The following is an 18,066-nucleotide window of genomic DNA, read 5'->3' on the forward strand; positions in this document are numbered from 1 at the left end:
GAGCCGCCTTCCAGCGGGCCCTCCGGGCGCTTCGTTCTTTCGTGTTTCCAGCTTATCAGATGTTTTCCGCTCCGTTTTCCGGAGTTTCATTCATCCGATTTCCCGAACTGGCCGGGATCGCTTTCCGCAACGACCTCCACATTAGCGCATTCCGGGTGTTACCCGAAATTCACGCTCACCCTGTCGGCGCAGACGCCGAACGACCCAAGCTAATGGGCTTCGAGGTGAGAGTGGGGGTTACCAAGTGGTGTGGCCGCTTCAGCGACTCGTTCAACACTAGGCCACCTGGACGACATCGTCAAACGCCGAGGGCGGGATCCGGCTGGATCCCGCCCTCGGTCGTCGAAGCCGCTGCTCAGCGGCATCGGGTTTCGGTCACGCCACTCGCGTCACACGGCCTGCGTCACACGGTCACGCCGTCGCCGGCGCGGTCAGCTCGGCCGCCGCCAGGTTGCGCTTGCCCCGGCGCAGCACGAGCCAGCGGCCGTGCAGCAGGTCGGCCTCGGTCGGCACCGCCTCCTCGTCCGTCACCTTGACGTTGTTGAGGTAGGCGCCGCCCTCCTTGATCGTCCGACGGGCGGCCGAGCGGCTCGGCGCCAGGCCGACGGCGACCAACAGGTCGACCACCGGCTGGAGTTCGGCGACCTCGGCCTTGGGGACCTCGGCCAGCGCCGCCGCCAGGGTCGGGGCCTCCAGGTCGGCGAGGTCGCCCTGGCCGAACAGTGCCTTGGACGCGGCGACCGCGCGCTCGTACTGGTCGGCGCCGTGGACGAGGGTGGTGAGCTCCTCGGCCAGGGCGCGCTGGGCCAGGCGGGCGGCCGGGCGCTCGGTGGTCTCGCGCTCCAGCTCCTCGATCTCCGCCTTCGAGCGGAAGCTGAAGATCCGCAGGAAGTTGGAGACGTCCCGGTCGTCCGCGTTCAGCCAGAACTGGTAGAAGGCGTACGGGGTGGTCAGCTCGGGGTCGAGCCAGACCGTGCCGGACTCGGTCTTGCCGAACTTGGTGCCGTCGGCCTTGACGATCAGCGGCGTGGCCAGCGCGTGCACGGACTTGCTCTCGGCCTTGCGGATCAGGTCCGTGCCGGCGGTGAGGTTGCCCCACTGGTCGCTGCCGCCGGTCTGCAGGGTGCAGCCGTAACGGCGGTTCAGCTCCAGGTAGTCCATGCCCTGGAGGATCTGGTAGCTGAACTCGGTGTAGCTGATGCCCGCGTCGGAGTTGAGCCGCCGGGCGACGGCCTCCTTGGCGATCATGTTGTTGACGCGGAAGTACTTGCCGACGTCGCGCAGCAGGCTGATGGCGGACATCCCGGACGTCCAGTCCAGGTTGTTGACCATGCGCGCCGCGTACGGGCCGTCGAAGTCGAGGAAGCGCGAGATCTGGCCGCGCAGGCGGTCGACCCAGGCGGCCACCGTCTCGGGGTCGTTGAGGACGCGCTCGGCGGTGGGCTTCGGGTCGCCGATCAGGCCCGTGGCGCCGCCGACCAGGCCGAGCGGGAGGTTCCCCGCCTGCTGGATGCGGCGCATGGTGAGGATCTGCACGAGGTTGCCGAGGTGCAGGCTGGGGGCCGTCGGGTCGAAGCCGCAATAGAACGTGACCGGGCCGTCCGCGAACGCCTTGCGCAGTGCGTCCTCGTCGGTGGACAGGGCGATCAGCCCACGCCACTGCAGCTCGTCGACGATGTCCGTCACGGTCACGCTTCTCCTTCGATCGGGCGTCCGGCCCGGTGCTGGCCCGGTTCGGTCGGGCCCCGGGTCGGTACGACTCCAGCCTGATAGAGCCTACGCGGTCCCGGCCGGCGAGTTTTCCCGAGGCTCCGTCCCCGCTCCTCCGGGACGCCGTCCGCCGCTCCCCCGACGCGCCGGCCGGGAGCCGGTCGCTCGACCCCCGCGCGGCTCCGGGTGCCCTTCGATACCGGAAATTCCGTTGTTCGTCGGCCGCGGGCCCATTCAGAGTGGTCCCACCGCCGTGCGGCGGCAGTGACGTGTGTGGAGACGGTCGTGCCGCCGTGGCACGCCCGTGGGAAGGGTGTGCCGAGGTGCGCAACACGCTGGTTCTGAACGCGAGCTACGAGCCCCTGACGACGGTGTCGCTCCAGCGCGCCGTGGTCCTGGTGCTCCAGGACAAGGCGGTGGTGGAGCAGGCGCATCCGCTGCGCACGGTCCGGGGGACCGGCGTCACCGTACCGGTGCCGCGGGTGATCAGACTCCAACGCTACGTACGGGTGCCGTTCCGACAACAGGCGCCGTGGTCGCGGCGGGGCGTCCTGGCCCGTGACCAGCACCTGTGCGCGTACTGCGGGCGGCGGGCCACCACGGTGGACCACCTGCAGCCGCGGTCGCGCGGTGGTGAGGACAGCTGGCTGAACACGGTGGCCGCGTGCGCCGAGGACAACCAGCGCAAGGCCGACCGGACACCGGAGCAGGCGGGGATGAAACTGCTGCGCCGCCCGTTCGTGCCGACCCCGCAGGCGACCTTGATGCTGGCGCTCGGCCTGCGCGACTCGGAGGCCAGGGAGCTCGCCGACTGGCTGCCGGTCGTACCCGCGGCCTAGCTTCGCCTGCGGGTGACGGTCGGCTAGCCCTTCGCTCGCGGGTGGCGGTCGGCTAGCCCTTCGCCTGGTAGCCGGCCGCCGTGCCGAAGTTCGCCGAGTGCTCGGGCACCACGACGACCTTGCCGCCGCCGATCAGCACCCGGCCCGAGATCAGCAGCGAGCCGGTGCCGGGCGGGAAGTTGCCGCCGGTCGACTCGTGGCCGCCGGTCACCGCGAAGCGGGAGAGGTGGGCGGGCTGGTCGCGGCGCTCGTCGGCGGCGAGCACGAGGGAGCCGCCGTCGAGGGTGACCGCCCGCAGCACGCCCTTCTCGGCGGCCGGGGCCTTCCAGCTCTGCTTCCCGCTGTCGAGGTCGTAGCCGACCGCGACGACGGCGCCGTTGCCGTTCGCCGGGACCAGCGTGGTGACCATCGTCCGGTCCTGGAAGAAGACTCCGGGCGTGGGCGAGAACGTGCCGTGCGCGACGTCCAGGCGCCCGGCGTCGCCGCTGACCGGGATCTCGGCGGCCGGGTCGCCGCTCGCGCCCCACGCGAACACCCGGTCGTCGGCCGGCTTCTCGCCAGTGGTGAGGACGACGGCGGGCTCGGCGGAGAGCACCGTCACCGTCTTCGGGTTGTTGTTCAGGCCGCGCCACCAACTGACCTTGCCGTCGGCCGTGTTGAGCGCGACGGCCTGGCCGGCCGGGGTCGAGTCGGCGCACGTGGAGGCGACCATCACGGTCTTGCCGGTGACCCCGCCGGAGAGCGTGCAGAACTTGCCCTGCCCGGTGTACTGCCAGACGTCCTTGCCGTCGGCCGCGTCCCAGGCGATCGCCCGGTCGTCGCCGACGGCCACGATCTTGTCCTCGGTGACGCCGACGTGCGCGGTGTAGGCGCCCTTGGCGTCCGAGAGGGTCTTCGTCCACGCGGTCTTGCCGGTCCTGGTGTCCACCGCCGCGAGCAGCGTGCACGGGCTGTTCGGATCCGCCTGGGCCCGGAACAGCACGGCGCCCACGCCGGACGGGTTCACGCTCGGTGACAGCCCGCACGGGACGGCCCCGGCGGCCGGCGGCTCGACCGACCAGCCGGGCTTGCCCGCCGCCAGGTCGTACGCGCGCACGCCGGAGGCGTCGGCCCGGACCACCGCGTCGGCGAGCAGCCAGCTCCCGACCAGCGTGTCGTCCGCCCCGGGCTGCGCGGCCGCGGCCGGCTGCGCGGACCACGCCTTGGTGTGGGCGACGGCGAAGCCGGGCTCGCCGCCCCCGCCACCCGACGTGGAGGCGCTTCCGCTGCCCTCGATGCCGACCATCAGGCCGGCCGCTATCAGGACGCCCAGGGCGGCGACGCCGGCGCCCGTGCGGACGAGGAGGGCCTTGCGGCTGGGCACGTGCTCGCCGGTCAGCACCGCGTCGGCGGCGGCCCGGGCCCTGTCCGCGAGCGAGGAGCCGCCGCCTTTGGAGTCCTTGGCGTCCTTGGCGCCCTTGCCGCCCTTCCCCCCGCTGTCGCCACCCCGGCGCGAGGCCGACCGGGACGACACGACGGGCTCGGCGGTGGCCGGCGCCCCGGGCTCCCCCTGCCCAGCGGGACCCGGCGCCGGCCCAGGGGACTCGATGTGCACGTAGCCGTCGGCCGAGTACTCCGCGCCAGCCGGCACGTACAGGCTGTCCTCGGCGAGCTGCTGCGGGTCGGACGCGGCGTACTCGCCGTACTCGGAGTACTGCTGCTGCTCGTAGCCGGGGTACTGGTGATACGGCTGGTGGGGCTGGTGAGGCTGGTACGGGTCCTGGGCGTAGCCGCCCTGCCCGTACGCGGTCTGCCCCTCCTGGCCGTACCCGGCGCCCTGCCCGTACGCCGACGGACCGTCCTGGGTGTGCCCGTACTCGCCGTACCCGGCGCCCTGGCCGTAGTCGCCCGGCCCGTACTCGGTCTGCCCGTACTCGGCCTGCCCGTAACCGGTGGTCGTCTGCCAGTGCCCCTGCTGGACGTGCTGAGCCTGCCGGCCGTGCTGCTGCTCGGGGTAACCGCCCTGCCAGTCCTGCTGCTGGGGGTACCACGCCTGCTGCTGGGCGTCTCCGAAGGGCTCCTGCGCCATCCGTTCCGTCCCTCCCGAGCCGCCTGCACTGCGGCAGTCAGCATCTCACGCCCACCGGAGCGCCCCGCTCCGGCCTCCGTCAGGCGGCGGACTCGGCGCTCAGGGCCGCGTCGATCCGGGCTGCGAGGGTGAAGTCCAGGCCGGTGAGCCCGCCCGCGCTGTGGGTGGAGAGGACGAAGCGCAGGGTGCGCCAGCGGATGTCGATGTCGGGGTGGTGGTCCAGCGCCTCGGCCTGTTCGGCGACGGCGTCGACGACGCGGATCGCCGCCGGGAAGTCCGGGGCGTCGGCGGTGCGGACGATGGCCTCGCCCTCCCGGGACCACCGCGGCACGTCGGTCAGGGCCGCCGCGATCTCGTCCTCGGTCAGCCGTGCTCTGCTGCTCATCGAAGCGCTCCAAGCCTGGTCGGATCCGCTGCCGGCGGATCGGCGTGCACTGCGACGAACATACGCCCGCGCCGGGGCCCCGGCCCGGTGCCGCGAGGCCGGGTTCAGCCCAGCAGCAGCTTGGTGACGGCCGCCAGGCCGACCACCACGATGACCGCGCGCAGCGCCGTGGGCGGCAGGCGGCGACCGACCTTGGCGCCGAGCAGGCCGCCCAGCAGCGAACCGATGGCGATGAGCCCGGCGGCCGTCCAGTCGACCGTCGAGGTGAAGAGGAAGAACAGCGCGGCCACACCGTTGACGATCATGGCGAGCGCGTTCTTCACGGCGTTGATGCGCTGGATGCCCTCCTGGAGGAGCATGCCCATGAGCGCCATCAGCAGGACGCCCTGCGCGGCACCGAAGTAGCCGCCGTAGATGCCGGTGAGGAAGACGCCGCCGATCAGGACGAGGCTGCCGTCCGGGTCCCCGCCGGGGCGACGGCGGGCGGCGACGGCCTTGGCCACCCGGGGCTGGATCACCACGAGGACGAGCGCCAGCAGGATGAGCACCGGGACGATCGCGTCGAACGCGCCGCCCGGCAGGGTGATCAGCAGCACGGCGCCGACCAGGCCGCCGAGCAGGGAGGCGGTGCCGAGGCGCAGCAGGCGGCGGCCCTGGTCGGCCAGTTCACGGCGGTAGCCGATCACGCCGCTGAGCGAACCGGGCACCAGGCCGAAGGAGTTGGACACGTTGGCGGTGACCGGCGGGATGCCGACGGCGAGCAGGACGGGGAAGGTGATCAGGGTGCCGGAGCCGACGATCACGTTGATCGTCCCGGCACCGACGCCCGCCACCAGGACGGCTATCGCCTCCCAGAGCGTCACGGGTCACCTCTTCCTTTCGTCCGGGTCCGAAGGGATCATGCCGGACGGTCCGCCGAACCGACCAGCCCCGACCACGATGCGGAACACCCGCCGGACACGCCGAGGGCCCGCCCCGCACCTCGTCGGTGCGACGGCGGGCCCTCCCGCGTCACCGCCTCGCGGCGGCCACTGCCTCGGTCCCGGTTTCACGACGGCCACTGCCTCGGCCTGTGCCGCACGGCGTCAGTGCGGCCGGCTCACTCCGGGTCGATCTTGCGGTATTCGCGCGCCGGGTCGACCCGCGGCCGGGCCGCGCCCTTGTCGATGTCCACCGGCCGCGGGCCGGCCGCCGGGTCGATCGGCACCTGGGTGGCGGCCGGGGCCGCGGGCGCCGCGGCCGGGACGCTGGGGGCCGCGACCGCGCCGCCGTTCGCGCCGCCGTTGCCGGTCAGACCGGTGAAGGCGCCGCCGAGGCCCTTGAGCGCGTCGCCGACCTCGCTGGGGATGATCCAGAGCTTGTTGGAGTCGCCCTTGGCCAGCTCGGGCAGCGTCTGCAGGTACTGGTAGGCGAGCAGCTTCTGGTCGGCGTCGCCGTCGTGGATCGCCTCGAAGACGGTCCGGATGGCGGCCGCCTCACCGTCGGCGCGCAGCACCGCGGCCTGCGCCTCACCCTCGGCCCGGAGGACGTCCGCCTGCTTCTCACCCTCGGCCTTGAGGATCTGCGCCTGGCGCTGGCCCTCGGCGGTGAGGATCGCGGCGCGCTTGTCACGGTCGGCGCGCATCTGCTTCTCCATCGAGTCCTGGATGGAGGTCGGCGGCTCGATCGCCTTCAGCTCGACGCGGTTGACCCGGATGCCCCACTTGCCGGTCGCCTCGTCCAGGACGCCGCGCAGGCCGGCGTTGATGACCTCGCGGGAGGTCAGGGTGGACTCCAGGTCCATGGAGCCGATGATGTTGCGCAGCGTGGTGACGGTGAGCTGCTCGATCGCCTGGATGTAGCTCGCGACCTCGTACGTCGCCGCCCGGGGGTCGGTGACCTGGTAGTAGATCACCGTGTCGATGTTGACGACCAGGTTGTCCTGGGTGATCACCGGCTGCGGCGGGAACGGCACGACCTGCTCGCGCAGGTCGATGCGGTTGCGGACCCGGTCGATGAACGGGACGACGATGTTCAGGCCTGCGTTGAGGGTCCGGGTGTAGCGGCCGAAGCGCTCCACGATCGCGGCGCTGGCCTGCGGGATGACCTGGATCGTCTTGATCAGCGCGATGAAGGCCACCACGACCAGGACGACCAAAACGATAAGGACGGGTTCCACGGACTCTCCCCTAGACGACCAGGGCGGTCGCGCCCTGGATTTCGACGACGTCGACCTGCTGCCCCGGCTGGTAGACCGAGTCCGGGTGGAGCGCGCGGGCCGACCAGATCTCGCCGTTCAGCTTGATCCGTCCGCCCTCCCCGTCGACGGTTTCCGCGACGACCGCGGTGGCGCCCTGGAGCGCCTCGATGCCCATCTTGATGTTCGGGCCCCTCCTGAGCTCCCGGTAGGCGATCGGGCGGACGACCACCAGCAGGGCGACCGAGGACACCACGAAGGTCAGGGTCTGCCAGACCACCCCCGCGCCCAGTCCGGCCACACCGGCCGCGGCCAGCGCGCCGACCGCGAACATGGCGAACTCCGGCATCGCGGTGAGCACCAGCGGTATGCCGAGCCCGACGGCGGCCAGGAGCCACCACATCCAGCTGTCCACGGATCCATCCTAGGGACGAAGGGCCTTCGTGGCGGACAGTTCCCGCAGGTCCAGGGGCGGAAACCGGTCGCGCGTGCGACCGGTTCCCGTGGCGGGCCGGACGGTCGTCGGACGGGGGCTCAGCCCAGCGGCAGGCCCTGGGCCGACCAGCGGTCGCCGTGGCGCTCCAGGGTCAGCGGCAGGCCGAAGCACTTCGACAGGTTGCGGGCGGTCAGCTCGGTGTCGATCGGACCGGCGGTGAGCACCTTGCCCTGACGGATCATCAGGACGTGGGTGAAGCCGGGGGCGATCTCCTCGACGTGGTGGGTCACCATCGCCATCGCCGGCGCGAACTCGTCCTGGGCCAGCGCGCCGAGGCGGCGGATGAGGTCCTCGCGCCCGCCGAGGTCCAGGCCGGCGGCCGGCTCGTCGAGCAGCAGCAGTTCGGGGTCGGTCATCAGCGCGCGGGCGATGAGGGTGCGCTTGCGCTCGCCCTCCGACAGCGTGCCGAACTTGCGGTCGGTGAGGCTGGACATGCCGAGGCGGTCCAGCAGCGCGAGCGCGCGGGACTCGTCCGACTGTTCGTAGCTCTCCTGCCAGCTGACCGTCATGCCGTAGGCGGCGGTGAGCACGGTCTGCAGCACCGTCTGCTCGGCGGGGAGCTTGTCGAACATCGCGGCACCGGCCAGGCCGATCCGGGAGCGCAGCTCGAAGACGTCGATCTCGCCGAGCTTCTCGCCGAGCACCGAGACCTTGCCCGCGGTCGGGAACAGGTACGAGGAGGCGATCTGCAGCAGCGTCGTCTTGCCGGCGCCGTTCGGGCCCAGGATGACCCAGCGCTCACCCTCGGAGATGGACCACGAGACCTGGTCGACCAGCGCGCGCCCCTCCCGGACCACGGATACGTCCACCAGCTCCAGCACGTCGCTCATGCCTACGCCTTCCCCAATACAAGATTTTCGGCCGTCGGTGCGGGCGGCGAGCCTACTCCGGCAGCCGGTGGGCACGGGGTCGGTGCGCCGCACGCGCATGGGCAAACCTACGCCACGCGGATGACCGCCGATTCCGTAGGCTGGCCGGATGCTCGCGACTCCTGCCGACAATCCGTACGAAGAGCCCCGTTCGGGGCGGCTGACCGCCTGGGGCAACGCCCTGCTCGCCGGGCTCGTCCCGCCGGACAACGCCGCCGCGGCCGTCCTCGGCGACGACGAGGTCCACCGGGTGACCGGCCTGCCCGGCGACGAGCCGGGCGAGCAGCACGGGCTCACGTGGGCGCTCGGCCGGCTGCGGGTGCTCGGCGTGCAGGGCCTGCGGCTGGCGCTCCCCTCGGCCGGGCACCCGATCGGGCTGACCGGCCCGGCGGCGTTCAACGAGCGGGCCATGGGCGCGGGCGAGGCCGTCCTGGCGGTCGGTGCACCGCTCGGGCTGGTGCCCGAGGTCGAGGTCTTCGGCCCGGCCGGGGACCGCTCGGCGACGGTGCTGTGGCGCTGCTCGACGGTCAACGACGGCCCGCCGGCCGATGTGCCGTCCCTGCACGAGGCCGAGCGCGAGCTCGCCGACGGGCTGCGCGAGGCGACCCTCCTGCTCACCCGCCTCGACGTGGCCGGCGCCGGACCGGAGGCGCTGCAGGCCCTGGACGCCTACCGCCGCCGCGGGCACGCCGAGCTGCTCGCGCCCGGCTACCCGGCCCGCGCCGTGCGCGTGCTGGAGTCCGCCCGCCAGGTGTCCGCGCTCCTGACGATCGCCGCCGGGAGCCACGGTGCGGCGGTCAGCGCCTCGGAGATGGCCGCCCGCCAGTCCGTCCTCGACCCGCTGCGCCGCACCGCCCGCCGCGCCCAGGTGGCCGCCTACAACGCCCTCGTGGACGAGCGCCAGGACAGCTGAGCCCCACTGAGCCCCTCTGGGCCTCACGGCACCGCACCCGCGCGGGAGGTCGGACGGACCGACTTCCCGCGCGCGGGACGGGCCGGGGTGACGAAGACATGGCCGGAAAGCAGCCATGCGCGGGCCCCGCGCCCGCACCACCCGACCGCGAGCCCTGCGCCAACGCCGCCCGCCTGCCACCGTGCAGAGAGGCCACCGTGCAGAGAGGCCGCCGGAGGCCCGGCCACCGCACAGCACCGAGCTCACGCCCGCCGCCCGACGAGCCCGACCGCCGCACGGCACCCAGCGCTCAACGGCCCCAGCGCCCGGCCACCGCGCGGCGCCCAACACCGGACCCGCGCCCACCGCCCGGCTTACGCCGCCACCGCGCAGCACCCCGCGCCCGCGACCGAGCCGACCGCCCAACCCGCCGGACCGCCGCGCAGCACTCGCCGGAGCACCCGCCTGCCGCCCTACCGCCAGGGATCGGCCGCCACCAGTGCCATCACCTCCGCCCGGTCGTACCGCCCGTCCCGGGCCCGGGTCAGCCCGCCCTTCGCCACGGCGGCCTCCAACCGCGCGGCCGACCAGCCCAGCTGCTCGGCCGCCTCCGCCGCCGACAGGCTCTCCGCCACCCGCTGTCGCAGCAGCGCGGCGGCGGCCTCCGCCTCGGTCTCGGCGCGGCGCAGCCGCTCGGTGACCGCCTCCTCGACGGCGGCCTCCGGCACCGCCGCCAACGCCTCGCGGCTGTAGGTGGGGTGGCCGCGGAACTCGCCGGAGGCCCGGAGCGCCCCGGCCTCGGCGAGCCGGCGGATGTCGTCCGCCGTCACCGGGAGGCCGGTGGTGTGGCCCAGGGCGACGGCGGCCTTGCCGGCGCCCACCCGGGGGACGGCGCCCAGCGCGGCCGTGAGCTCGGCGGCGCCGGCCCGCAGCTCGGCCTCCGCCGCGGGCGACCAGGCCCGGCCGTCGACGTCCGGTTCGGGGATCAGCCCGCGCTCCCGCGCCTGGTCGAACTGCCAGCGCACCAGCCCGAGCCGTCGGCGCAGGACCTCGGGACCGTAGGCATCGCGCTCGCGGGCCGTCTCCTGCGCCAGCTTCGCGGCCCGCTCCGCGACGTCCGCCGCCAGCGCGGCGGCGATGTCGGCGCGGCGTTCGAGCAGGGGCTCCACGGCCGCCGGGGACCACCGCCGGTCCTCGACGTCCGGCGGCGGCACCAGGCCGAGGTGCTTGGCCCGCTCGAACAGGCGGTGCGTCAGCTCCAGTTCGTTGGCAAGCACGACGGGCCCGTACTCGCTGCGCGGCGCGTTCATCAGGTCCTCCCCCGGGTTCGATGTCGGCGCTCAGCCTGGCACACCGCCCTGACGCCCCATCACGTCATTTCCGCCCTCCCCCTGCCGAACGGCATACGCCAGAACCGTTCCTCGCGTCCCTCGCCCCGGATTACCTCCCACCCGGCACAGCGCGACGGCACCCCTCGCACGCCCCGGCCGCACGCCCCAGCGGCATGCCCCAGCGGGACGCCCTACGCCTCCCGGCCCTCCCCGTGCCGGACGGCCCAGAGCGCGGCCTGGGTGCGGTCGGCGAGGTCCAGCTTCATCAGGATGTTCGACACGTGCGTCTTCACGGTCTTCTCCGACAGGTGCAGGCTGCGCGCGATCTCCCGGTTGGAGCGCCCGTCCGCGATGTGCCCCAGCACCTCCCGCTCGCGCTCGGTGAGCGTCCCGCCCCGGCCCTGCGGGGCGCGCGGGCCGTCGTCGGAGAGGAGCGCCTCGGCGAGCTCGGGCTGGAGCAGGACGTGGCCGGCGTGGACCGAGCGGATGGCCCCGGCGAGCGCCTCCGGATCGACGTCCTTGTACACGTACCCGGCGGCGCCGGCCCGCAGCGCGGGGACCATCGTGCGGTGCTCGGTGAAGCTGGTGACGATCAGGATCCGGGCCCGGCTGCCCTCGCCCTTGAGCGTGCGCAGCGCCTCGATCCCGTCGACGCCGGGCATCTTGAGGTCCATCAGGACGACGTCCGGGTCGAGCTCGCGGGCCCGCTCGACGCCCTCGGCGCCGTCGGCGGCCTCGCCGACCACCTCGATGTCGTCCTGCACCTCCAGGAAGGTGCGCAGGCCGCGCCGCACGACCTGGTGGTCGTCGACGAGCAGGACGCGGATCGGTGGCGTGCTGTCAGGCACCGGGGACCTCCATCTCGACGAGCGTGCCCCGACCGGGGGCGGATTCCAGGGTGAGCCGGCCGCCGACGGCGGCGGCGCGGTCGCGCATCGACGCCAGCCCGAGGTGCTTGCCGGCCCGGCGGACGGACTCCGGGTCGAACCCCTGACCGTCGTCCCGCACCTGGAGGACGGCCCCGCGCTCGGGCGTACCGAGCAGGGTGACGGTGACGCGCCGCGCGCCGGAGTGGCGCAGCGCGTTGTGCAGCGCCTCCTGGGCGACCCGCAGCAGTGCGGCCTCCTGGGCGGGCGGCATCGCTCGGACGCCGTCGGCCACGAAGGCGACGTCGGCGGTGTGGGCGCGGTCGAGCACCTGGACCTGGGAGGCGAGGGTGGCGCTGAGCCCGTCCTCCTCCAGGGCGGCGGGGCGCAGTTCGACGACGACGGCGCGGAGTTCGTCGGCGGCCTCGGCGGCGAGCCGGGCGACCTCGGCGAGTTCGGCGCGGGCCCGGACCGGGTCGCGGTCGACGAGCTTGGCGGCCGCCTTGGCGGTGAGCCGCAGCGAGAAGAGCTTCTGCGAGACGGCGTCGTGCAGGTCGTGGGCGATGCGGGCGCGCTCGCCGGCCAGGGTGAGTTCCCGGCTGCGCTCGTAGAGGCGGGCGTTGGAGAGGGCGAGGGCGGCGTGGGCGGCGAGTATCCGCAGCAGTTCCTCGTCGTGGTCGGTGAAGAGGCCGCCGCCGCGCTTGTTGGCGAGGAAGATGACGCCCGTGACCTGCGGTTCGTCCTCGGCGGCGTCGGTGTCGAGGACGGGCATGCCGAGGAAGGCGTCCATCTCGGGGTGCGCGGCGGGCCAGCCGCCGAACGCGGGGGCCTGACGGACGTCGGCGAGCCGGGTGGGCCCGGTCTCGTGGAGCATCTTGGCGAGCACGCCGTGCTGCCGGGGCAGCGGGCCGATGGCGCGCCACTGCTCGTCGGTGATGCCGTCGACGACGAACTGGGCGAAGCCGCCGTGGTCGTCGGGGACGCCGAGGGCCGCGTACTCGGCACCGAGGAGTTCCCGGGCGGAGGCGGTGATGCGGCGCAGCACCTCGCGGACCTCCAGGTGCCGGCTCATCGCGAGCAGCGCCCGGCTCACCGCCTCGATGCCGGCCAGGCAGGGGTCGCAGGCCGGCAGCCGGTCGTCGTGGGAGTGACCGACCGGTATCCGGCCGTCGAGCGGCGGACCGTCGGTGAGCGGACCGTCGGTGAGCGGACCGGCCGCCGGGCGGTGGTCACTGGGCGCGCTGGACATACCGCCAACCTACCGCCGCGCCCCCGGCCCCCGCGTCCGTCCGCAGCCGCCTAGGTCGCAGGTCCGGGGACCTAGGCCGATGGGCCCGGAGCGCGAAGACCGGAGCGCGAAGACCGGAGCGCAAAGACCGCAACGCGAGGACCCGCCACTCGAAGACCGGAGCGCAAAAAACCGCAACGCGAGGACCGGAACGCGAAGAGGGGCGGCCCTCCCGGTCGGGAGAGCCGCCCCTCAGGCGGACAGGCGCGGGCCTCAGCCCTTCTGCATGACCTCGGGCTCGTGCCGGCGCTGGAGGCGCGTCACGATGATGCCGATGACGACCGAGATGGCGACCAGCACGCCGGCGTCGATCGACCACTGCGCGACGGAGTGCGTCCACAGCGGGTCGTAGTTCGGGTTCTGGAAGTCCTTGTTCCAGGGGCCCATGAGGTGCGACAGGTCGAGCGTGGTGGCCACGATGCCGGTGCCCCAGCGGGCCGGCATGAGCCAGGCGACCTGCTCCAGGCCGGGCTTGCCGAAGATCTGGAAGAGGCAGCCGGTGAAGACGACCTGGATGATGGCGAACATGACCAGCAGCGGCATGGTCTTCTCGGCGGTCTTGACCAGCGCGGAGATCATCAGGCCGAACATCATCGCGGCGAAGCTCAGCAGGATCATGCCGATCGTCATCTCGACGAGCGGGGTGTTCGCGACGATCAGACCGTGCGCGGGCAGCTTGCGCGGCAGGAAGCCGACGGCGGAGATGATCGCGCCCTGGATCACGCTGAAGATGCCCAGCACGATGATCTTGGACATCATGTACGCCGAGCGGGACAGGCCGGTGGCCCGTTCCCGTTCGTAGATCGCCCGTTCCTTGATCAGTTCGCGGACCGAGTTGGCCGCGCCGGAGAAGCAGGCGCCGATCGCGAGGATCAGCAGGATCGTCGCGGCCCCGTTGTTGAGGTGGAGCTGCGACTTGGGGTTCGGCGCGAGCCCCGGTTCGTTGGGGATCAGCACGCTGACCGCGCCGATGACCGCGGGCAGCAGCACCGACAGCGCGAGGAAGCCGCGGTCCGAGGCCAGCACCGACATGTAGCGGCGCATCAGGGTCCACAGCTGCGAGCCCCAGCTCTGCGGCTTGGGCGGCTTGATGGCCTCCTGGGCGACCTGGACGTGCTGGACCTCGCCCGCCTCGACGGTCGGGGCGGAGTACTGCTGGTAGTGCACCGAACCGCGGTAGCGGCCGGCCCAGTCGTGGTCCGGGTAGTTCTCGAAGGCCTGGAAGACGTCCGCCCAGGTCTCGTAGCCGAAGAAGTGCAGCGCCTCGTCCGGCGGGCCGAAGTAGGCCACCGAACCGCCCGGCGCCATCACCAGCAGGCGGTCGCAGAGCGCCAGTTCGGCCACCGAGTGGGTGACGACGAGGATCGTGCGGCCGTCGTCGGCCAGGCCGCGCAGCATCTGCATGACCTCGCGGTCCATGCCCGGGTCGAGGCCCGAGGTGGGCTCGTCCAGGAAGATCAGCGACGGCTTGGTGAGCAGCTCCAGGGCGACCGAGACGCGCTTCTGCTGGCCGCCGGAGAGCGCGGTGATCTTGTTGTCGGCGCGCTTGTCCAGGCGCAGCTCGTAGAGCACCTCGTCGATCCGGGCGTCGCGCTCGCGGGCCTCGGTGTCGCCGGGGAAGCGCAGCTGGGCCGCGTACTTGAGGCCCTTGCGGACGGTCAGCTCGCGGTGCAGGATCTCCGACTGCGGCACCAGGCCGATGCGGGAGCGGAGTTCGGCGAACTGCTTGTAGAGGTTGCGGCCGTCGTACAGCACCTCGCCGCGGTCGGCCGGGCGGTAGCCGGTGAGGGCGCGCAGCAGGGTCGACTTGCCGGAGCCGGACGGGCCGATGACAGCGACCAGGGACTTCTCCGGGACGCCGAAGCTGACGTCGTTGAGCAGGATCTTCTTCGCGCCCTTGTGCTCGACCTCGACGGTCAGGTGGCGGGCGGAGAAGGAGACCGCGCCGTCGTCGACGAACTCCTGCAGTTGGTCGCCGACCAGCACGAAGCTGGAGTGGCCGACGGTCAGCCGGTCCTGCGGGCCCATCAGCTGGCGCTGCACCTGCTGGCCGTTGAGGAAGATGCCGTTGTGGCTGCCGAGGTCGACGATCTCGTAGCGGCCGTCGGGCAGTTGGCGCAGCTCGGCGTGGTGGCGGGAGACCTGGAGGTCGGAGACCACGATGTCGTTGTCGAGCGCGCGGCCGATCCGGACGGTGCGCATCGCGGACGTCAGGTTGCGGATCATCGTCGGCTGCGGGCCGCCGCCACCACCGCCGTGCGGCGGCTGGGGCTGGGGCGTGAAGCCCTGCTGCTGGGCGGGGAAGCCCTGCTGCTGCGGGAACGGCGGCTGCGCGGCCTGCTGCTGCGGCAAGCCGCCCTGCTGCTGCGCGGCCCACGGCTCGGGCTGCTGCTGGTACGGGTCCTGGGCCTGCTGCCCCCACGCCTGCTGCTGCGCGGCCTGCTGCGGCGCCGGCGCGTTGCTGCGGCTGGTGGCGGCCTCGTGCCAGGCGGGCGCCTGCGGGGCGGCGGACTGGACGGGTGCCGAGAAGGAGAGGCGCGGGCCGTTCTCCGGGTTGCCGAGGTTGACGACGGCACCCGGGAACAGCTGGGCCTGCTGGGTCCGGGCACCGGCGACGTACGTGCCGTTGGTGCTGCCGTGGTCGTCCAGCTGCCAGCCGGTCCCGTTGAAGGACATGGTCCCGTGGTGCCAGGAGACCCGCGCGTCGTCGAACGGGAAGTCCGACTGCGGGTTGCGCCCGATGGTGTAGGACCGCCCCGGCTCCAGAGTCCGCTGCTGTCCGTTGATCTCAATGACGAGTTGCGGCACTGCTCGCCTGCCCCGCTCTCTCGGTCCCCCGATTGTGTCCCCCGGCCGGGGGTGCGTACTTCCTGTAACTGACGGGGGAATCATTCCAGCCGACGGACCGTTGACGAAAGTCGCCCCTGGGGACTGTGACCAGGCGGCAACGATTCGCGGACGGCGCGGTGTCCCGGGCTTCGCCGCACCCCCACGCCACCTCCCCGTCACCTGCACGTCGGCCGGTTCCCGCACACGCGCTCCGGGCACCCCCGACCCGTGCGTCCGGGGGGTGGACGGGTGCCCTGCGGGCCCTTCCCGCCCGGTAGCGTGGGACCCACCATGAACGCATCGCCCTTGGCCGCTGAGCCTTCCCCCGCCTCGCAGCCCCGGACCGAGGACGAGCGCACCCTGCTCGTCAAGGTGTTCGGCAAGGACCGCCCCGGCATCACGGCCGGCCTCTTCGCCACCCTGGCCGGCTTCGGCGTCGACGTGATCGACATCGAGCAGGTCGTCACGCGTGGCCGGATCACGCTGTGCGCCCTGGTCACCCCGCCCACCGCGCCCGGCGCCGAGGGCGGCCTGCGGGCCACCGTGCACCGCTGGTCGGAGGAGCAGAAGCTCCAGGCCGAGATCATCTCCGGCATCGGCGACAACCGGCCGCGCCGCGAGGGCCGCTCGCACGTGACGGTGCTGGGCCACCCGCTGACCGCCGCCGCGGTCTCGGCGCTCACCTCCCGGATCACCGCGGCGGGCGGCAACATCGACCGCGTCTTCCGCCTCGCCAAGTACCCGGTGACGGCGGTCGAGCTGGCCGTGTCCGGTGTCGCCACCGACGAGCTGCGCGGCGAGCTGGCCCAGGAGGCGGCGGCCCAGCGGGTCGACGTCGCCGTGGTCGCGGCCGGCCTGGAGCGCCGCGCCAAGCGCCTGGTGGTGATGGACGTCGACTCGACGCTCATCCAGGACGAGGTGATCGAGCTCTTCGCGGCGCACGCGGGCTGCGAGGAGGAGGTCGCCGAGGTGACGGCGGCGGCGATGCGCGGCGAGCTGGACTTCGCCGAGTCGCTGCGCGCCCGGGTGGCGCTGCTGGCCGGGCTGGACGCCTCGGTGACGGAGAAGGTGCGCGCGGAGGTCCGGTTCACGCCGGGGGCGCGCACCCTGATCCGCACGCTGCAGCGCCTGGGCTTCCAGGTGGCGATCGTGTCCGGCGGGTTCACGCAGGTCACCGATCACCTGGTGGAGCAGCTGGGGCTGGACTTCGCGGCGGCCAACACCCTGGAGGTGGCGGACGGCAAGTTCACCGGCCGGGTGGTCGGCGAGATCGTGGACCGCGCGGGCAAGGCCCGCTGGCTGGCCCGGTTCGCCGAGCAGGCCAAGGTGCCGCTGGAGCAGACGGTCGCGATCGGCGACGGCGCCAACGACCTCGACATGCTGAACGCGGCCGGCCTCGGGGTGGCGTTCAACGCCAAGCCGGTGGTGCGCGAGGCCGCCGACACCGCGGTGAACGTGCCGTTCCTGGACACCGTGCTGTACCTGCTCGGCATCACCCGCGAGGAGGTCGAGGCGGCCGACACCGTCGACGGCGGCCCGGCCGAGTAGTCCGCCGAAGGCCCGCACGGGCGGCCGGAGACGAAGGTGAGGGGCGCGCGGACCGAGTCCGCGCGCCCCTCACATCGCTCACGTCGCTCCCGTCGCTCCCGTCGAAGGAGACGTCCGGGCGTCAGTCCTGCGGCGTGTGGTAGGAGACCAGCTCGGCCACGCCCGGCTCGACGTCCTTCCAGGAGCCGCCGAAGCTGAGCACCGCGATCGCCGCCGTGGGGAAGCCGCCGAGCCGCAGCCGGTCCAGCGCGTCCGGGTCGCCCGCGTCGCCGGCCAGCACCTGGGTCAGGCCCAGCACGCCCGGGTTGTGCCCGACCAGCACCACGTCCGCGTACTCCTCCGGGGTCTCGTGGAGGACGGCGATGATCTCGCCCGGGCTGGCCTCGTAGATCCGCTCCTCGTACACGGTCCTGCGGGTCCGCTTGGGCAGCTCGTGCGCCGCCAGCTTCCACGTCTCGCGGGTGCGCAGGGCGGTGGAGCAGAGCACGAAGTCGGGGTTGATCCCCGAGTCGGCCAGCCAGCGGCCGGCGTCCGGGGCCTGGTTGCGGCCCCGGTCGGCCAGGGGCCGCTCGTGGTCGTCGACGCCGTTGGGCCAGTCGGCCTTGGCGTGGCGGAGAACGATGATCCTGCGGGGCGTGTCGGCGCTCATACCCAGCAAGCTTGGCAGAAAAGCCGTCCGGGGGCGCGATGCTCCCGGTTGCCGCCACTCCCAGGGGTGGCGGGTGCCATCATGCGCCGTTCACCGGGAGTTCTCCCGCCGGACGGCCGG

At 73.1% G+C, this 18,066-nt stretch carries 15 protein-coding genes; 3 read left to right on the top strand and 12 right to left on the bottom strand.

Features of this window, described 5'->3' with window-relative positions; translation table 11 throughout:
- Positions 1-411: 411 nt before the first annotated feature.
- The gene (gene tyrS / locus ACFVU9_RS39855) at positions 412-1,686 is read right to left on the bottom strand and encodes a tyrosine--tRNA ligase (protein ID WP_380446250.1); all 1,275 of its coding nucleotides are present in this window, start codon (positions 1,684-1,686) and stop codon (positions 412-414) included.
- Positions 1,687-2,033: 347 nt separating this feature from the next.
- Between tyrS and ACFVU9_RS39860 the strand changes: the two genes are divergently transcribed.
- Positions 2,034-2,549, top strand: a complete 516-nt coding sequence (locus ACFVU9_RS39860) for an HNH endonuclease (protein ID WP_329926410.1) — start codon at positions 2,034-2,036, stop codon at positions 2,547-2,549.
- A gap of 52 nt (positions 2,550-2,601) precedes the next feature.
- Here ACFVU9_RS39860 and ACFVU9_RS39865 read toward each other — a convergent pair whose 3' ends face one another.
- The 6 genes from ACFVU9_RS39865 to ACFVU9_RS39890 all read right to left on the bottom strand — a co-directional run bounded on the left by ACFVU9_RS39865 (position 2,602) and on the right by ACFVU9_RS39890 (position 8,504).
- Complete coding sequence (locus ACFVU9_RS39865; protein WP_387602093.1) at positions 2,602-4,617, bottom strand: PQQ-binding-like beta-propeller repeat protein; 2,016 nt, start codon at positions 4,615-4,617, stop codon at positions 2,602-2,604.
- Positions 4,618-4,696: 79 nt separating this feature from the next.
- Positions 4,697-5,002: a 4a-hydroxytetrahydrobiopterin dehydratase gene (locus ACFVU9_RS39870; RefSeq protein ID WP_380446231.1), complete on the bottom strand. Its 306-nt coding sequence runs from the start codon at positions 5,000-5,002 to the stop codon at positions 4,697-4,699.
- 104 nt (positions 5,003-5,106) lie between these two features.
- Positions 5,107-5,865 carry a sulfite exporter TauE/SafE family protein gene (locus tag ACFVU9_RS39875; protein WP_387602097.1) on the bottom strand — a complete coding sequence of 253 codons (759 nt, stop codon included), beginning with the start codon at positions 5,863-5,865 and terminating at the stop codon, positions 5,107-5,109.
- Positions 5,866-6,101: 236 nt separating this feature from the next.
- Positions 6,102-7,160: an SPFH domain-containing protein gene (locus tag ACFVU9_RS39880; RefSeq protein ID WP_380499359.1), complete on the bottom strand. Its 1,059-nt coding sequence runs from the start codon at positions 7,158-7,160 to the stop codon at positions 6,102-6,104.
- A gap of 10 nt (positions 7,161-7,170) precedes the next feature.
- Positions 7,171-7,581 carry an NfeD family protein gene (locus ACFVU9_RS39885; RefSeq protein WP_380446251.1) on the bottom strand — a complete coding sequence of 137 codons (411 nt, stop codon included), beginning with the start codon at positions 7,579-7,581 and terminating at the stop codon, positions 7,171-7,173.
- 131 nt (positions 7,582-7,712) lie between these two features.
- The gene (locus ACFVU9_RS39890) at positions 7,713-8,504 is read right to left on the bottom strand and encodes an ABC transporter ATP-binding protein (RefSeq protein ID WP_380499358.1); all 792 of its coding nucleotides are present in this window, start codon (positions 8,502-8,504) and stop codon (positions 7,713-7,715) included.
- Positions 8,505-8,652: 148 nt separating this feature from the next.
- Between ACFVU9_RS39890 and ACFVU9_RS39895 the strand changes: the two genes are divergently transcribed.
- Positions 8,653-9,456 (top strand): hypothetical protein, encoded by an 804-nt coding sequence (locus ACFVU9_RS39895; protein ID WP_380446235.1) that lies wholly within the window; start codon positions 8,653-8,655, stop codon positions 9,454-9,456.
- A gap of 452 nt (positions 9,457-9,908) precedes the next feature.
- Here ACFVU9_RS39895 and ACFVU9_RS39900 read toward each other — a convergent pair whose 3' ends face one another.
- The 4 genes from ACFVU9_RS39900 to ACFVU9_RS39915 all read right to left on the bottom strand — a co-directional run bounded on the left by ACFVU9_RS39900 (position 9,909) and on the right by ACFVU9_RS39915 (position 15,728).
- Positions 9,909-10,745 (bottom strand): hypothetical protein, encoded by an 837-nt coding sequence (locus tag ACFVU9_RS39900; RefSeq protein WP_387602102.1) that lies wholly within the window; start codon positions 10,743-10,745, stop codon positions 9,909-9,911.
- Between the two features lie 212 nt (positions 10,746-10,957).
- On the bottom strand, positions 10,958-11,614 hold the full coding sequence (locus ACFVU9_RS39905) for a response regulator (protein WP_380446237.1): 657 nt from the start codon (positions 11,612-11,614) through the stop codon (positions 10,958-10,960).
- The gene (locus tag ACFVU9_RS39910; RefSeq protein WP_380446252.1) at positions 11,607-12,704 is read right to left on the bottom strand and encodes a GAF domain-containing sensor histidine kinase; all 1,098 of its coding nucleotides are present in this window, start codon (positions 12,702-12,704) and stop codon (positions 11,607-11,609) included. The genes ACFVU9_RS39905 and ACFVU9_RS39910 overlap by 8 nt, the downstream gene beginning before the upstream one ends.
- A 429-nt stretch (positions 12,705-13,133) precedes the next feature.
- The gene (locus tag ACFVU9_RS39915; protein ID WP_387602105.1) at positions 13,134-15,728 is read right to left on the bottom strand and encodes an FHA domain-containing protein; all 2,595 of its coding nucleotides are present in this window, start codon (positions 15,726-15,728) and stop codon (positions 13,134-13,136) included.
- Positions 15,729-16,040: 312 nt separating this feature from the next.
- Here ACFVU9_RS39915 and serB point away from each other — a divergent pair, with 312 nt between their 5' ends.
- A complete protein-coding gene (gene serB, locus ACFVU9_RS39920) occupies positions 16,041-17,297 on the top strand; it encodes a phosphoserine phosphatase SerB (RefSeq protein WP_380446239.1) in 1,257 nt (418 codons plus the stop codon).
- Between the two features lie 121 nt (positions 17,298-17,418).
- On the opposite strand, the gene ACFVU9_RS39925 is transcribed toward serB, so the two are convergent.
- On the bottom strand, positions 17,419-17,946 hold the full coding sequence (locus ACFVU9_RS39925) for a SixA phosphatase family protein (RefSeq protein WP_380446240.1): 528 nt from the start codon (positions 17,944-17,946) through the stop codon (positions 17,419-17,421).
- Positions 17,947-18,066 lie beyond the last annotated feature (120 nt).

The sequence above is a fragment of the Kitasatospora sp. NPDC057936 genome, assembly GCF_042887525.1.
Taxonomy (GTDB): Bacteria; Actinomycetota; Actinomycetes; order Streptomycetales; family Streptomycetaceae; genus Kitasatospora.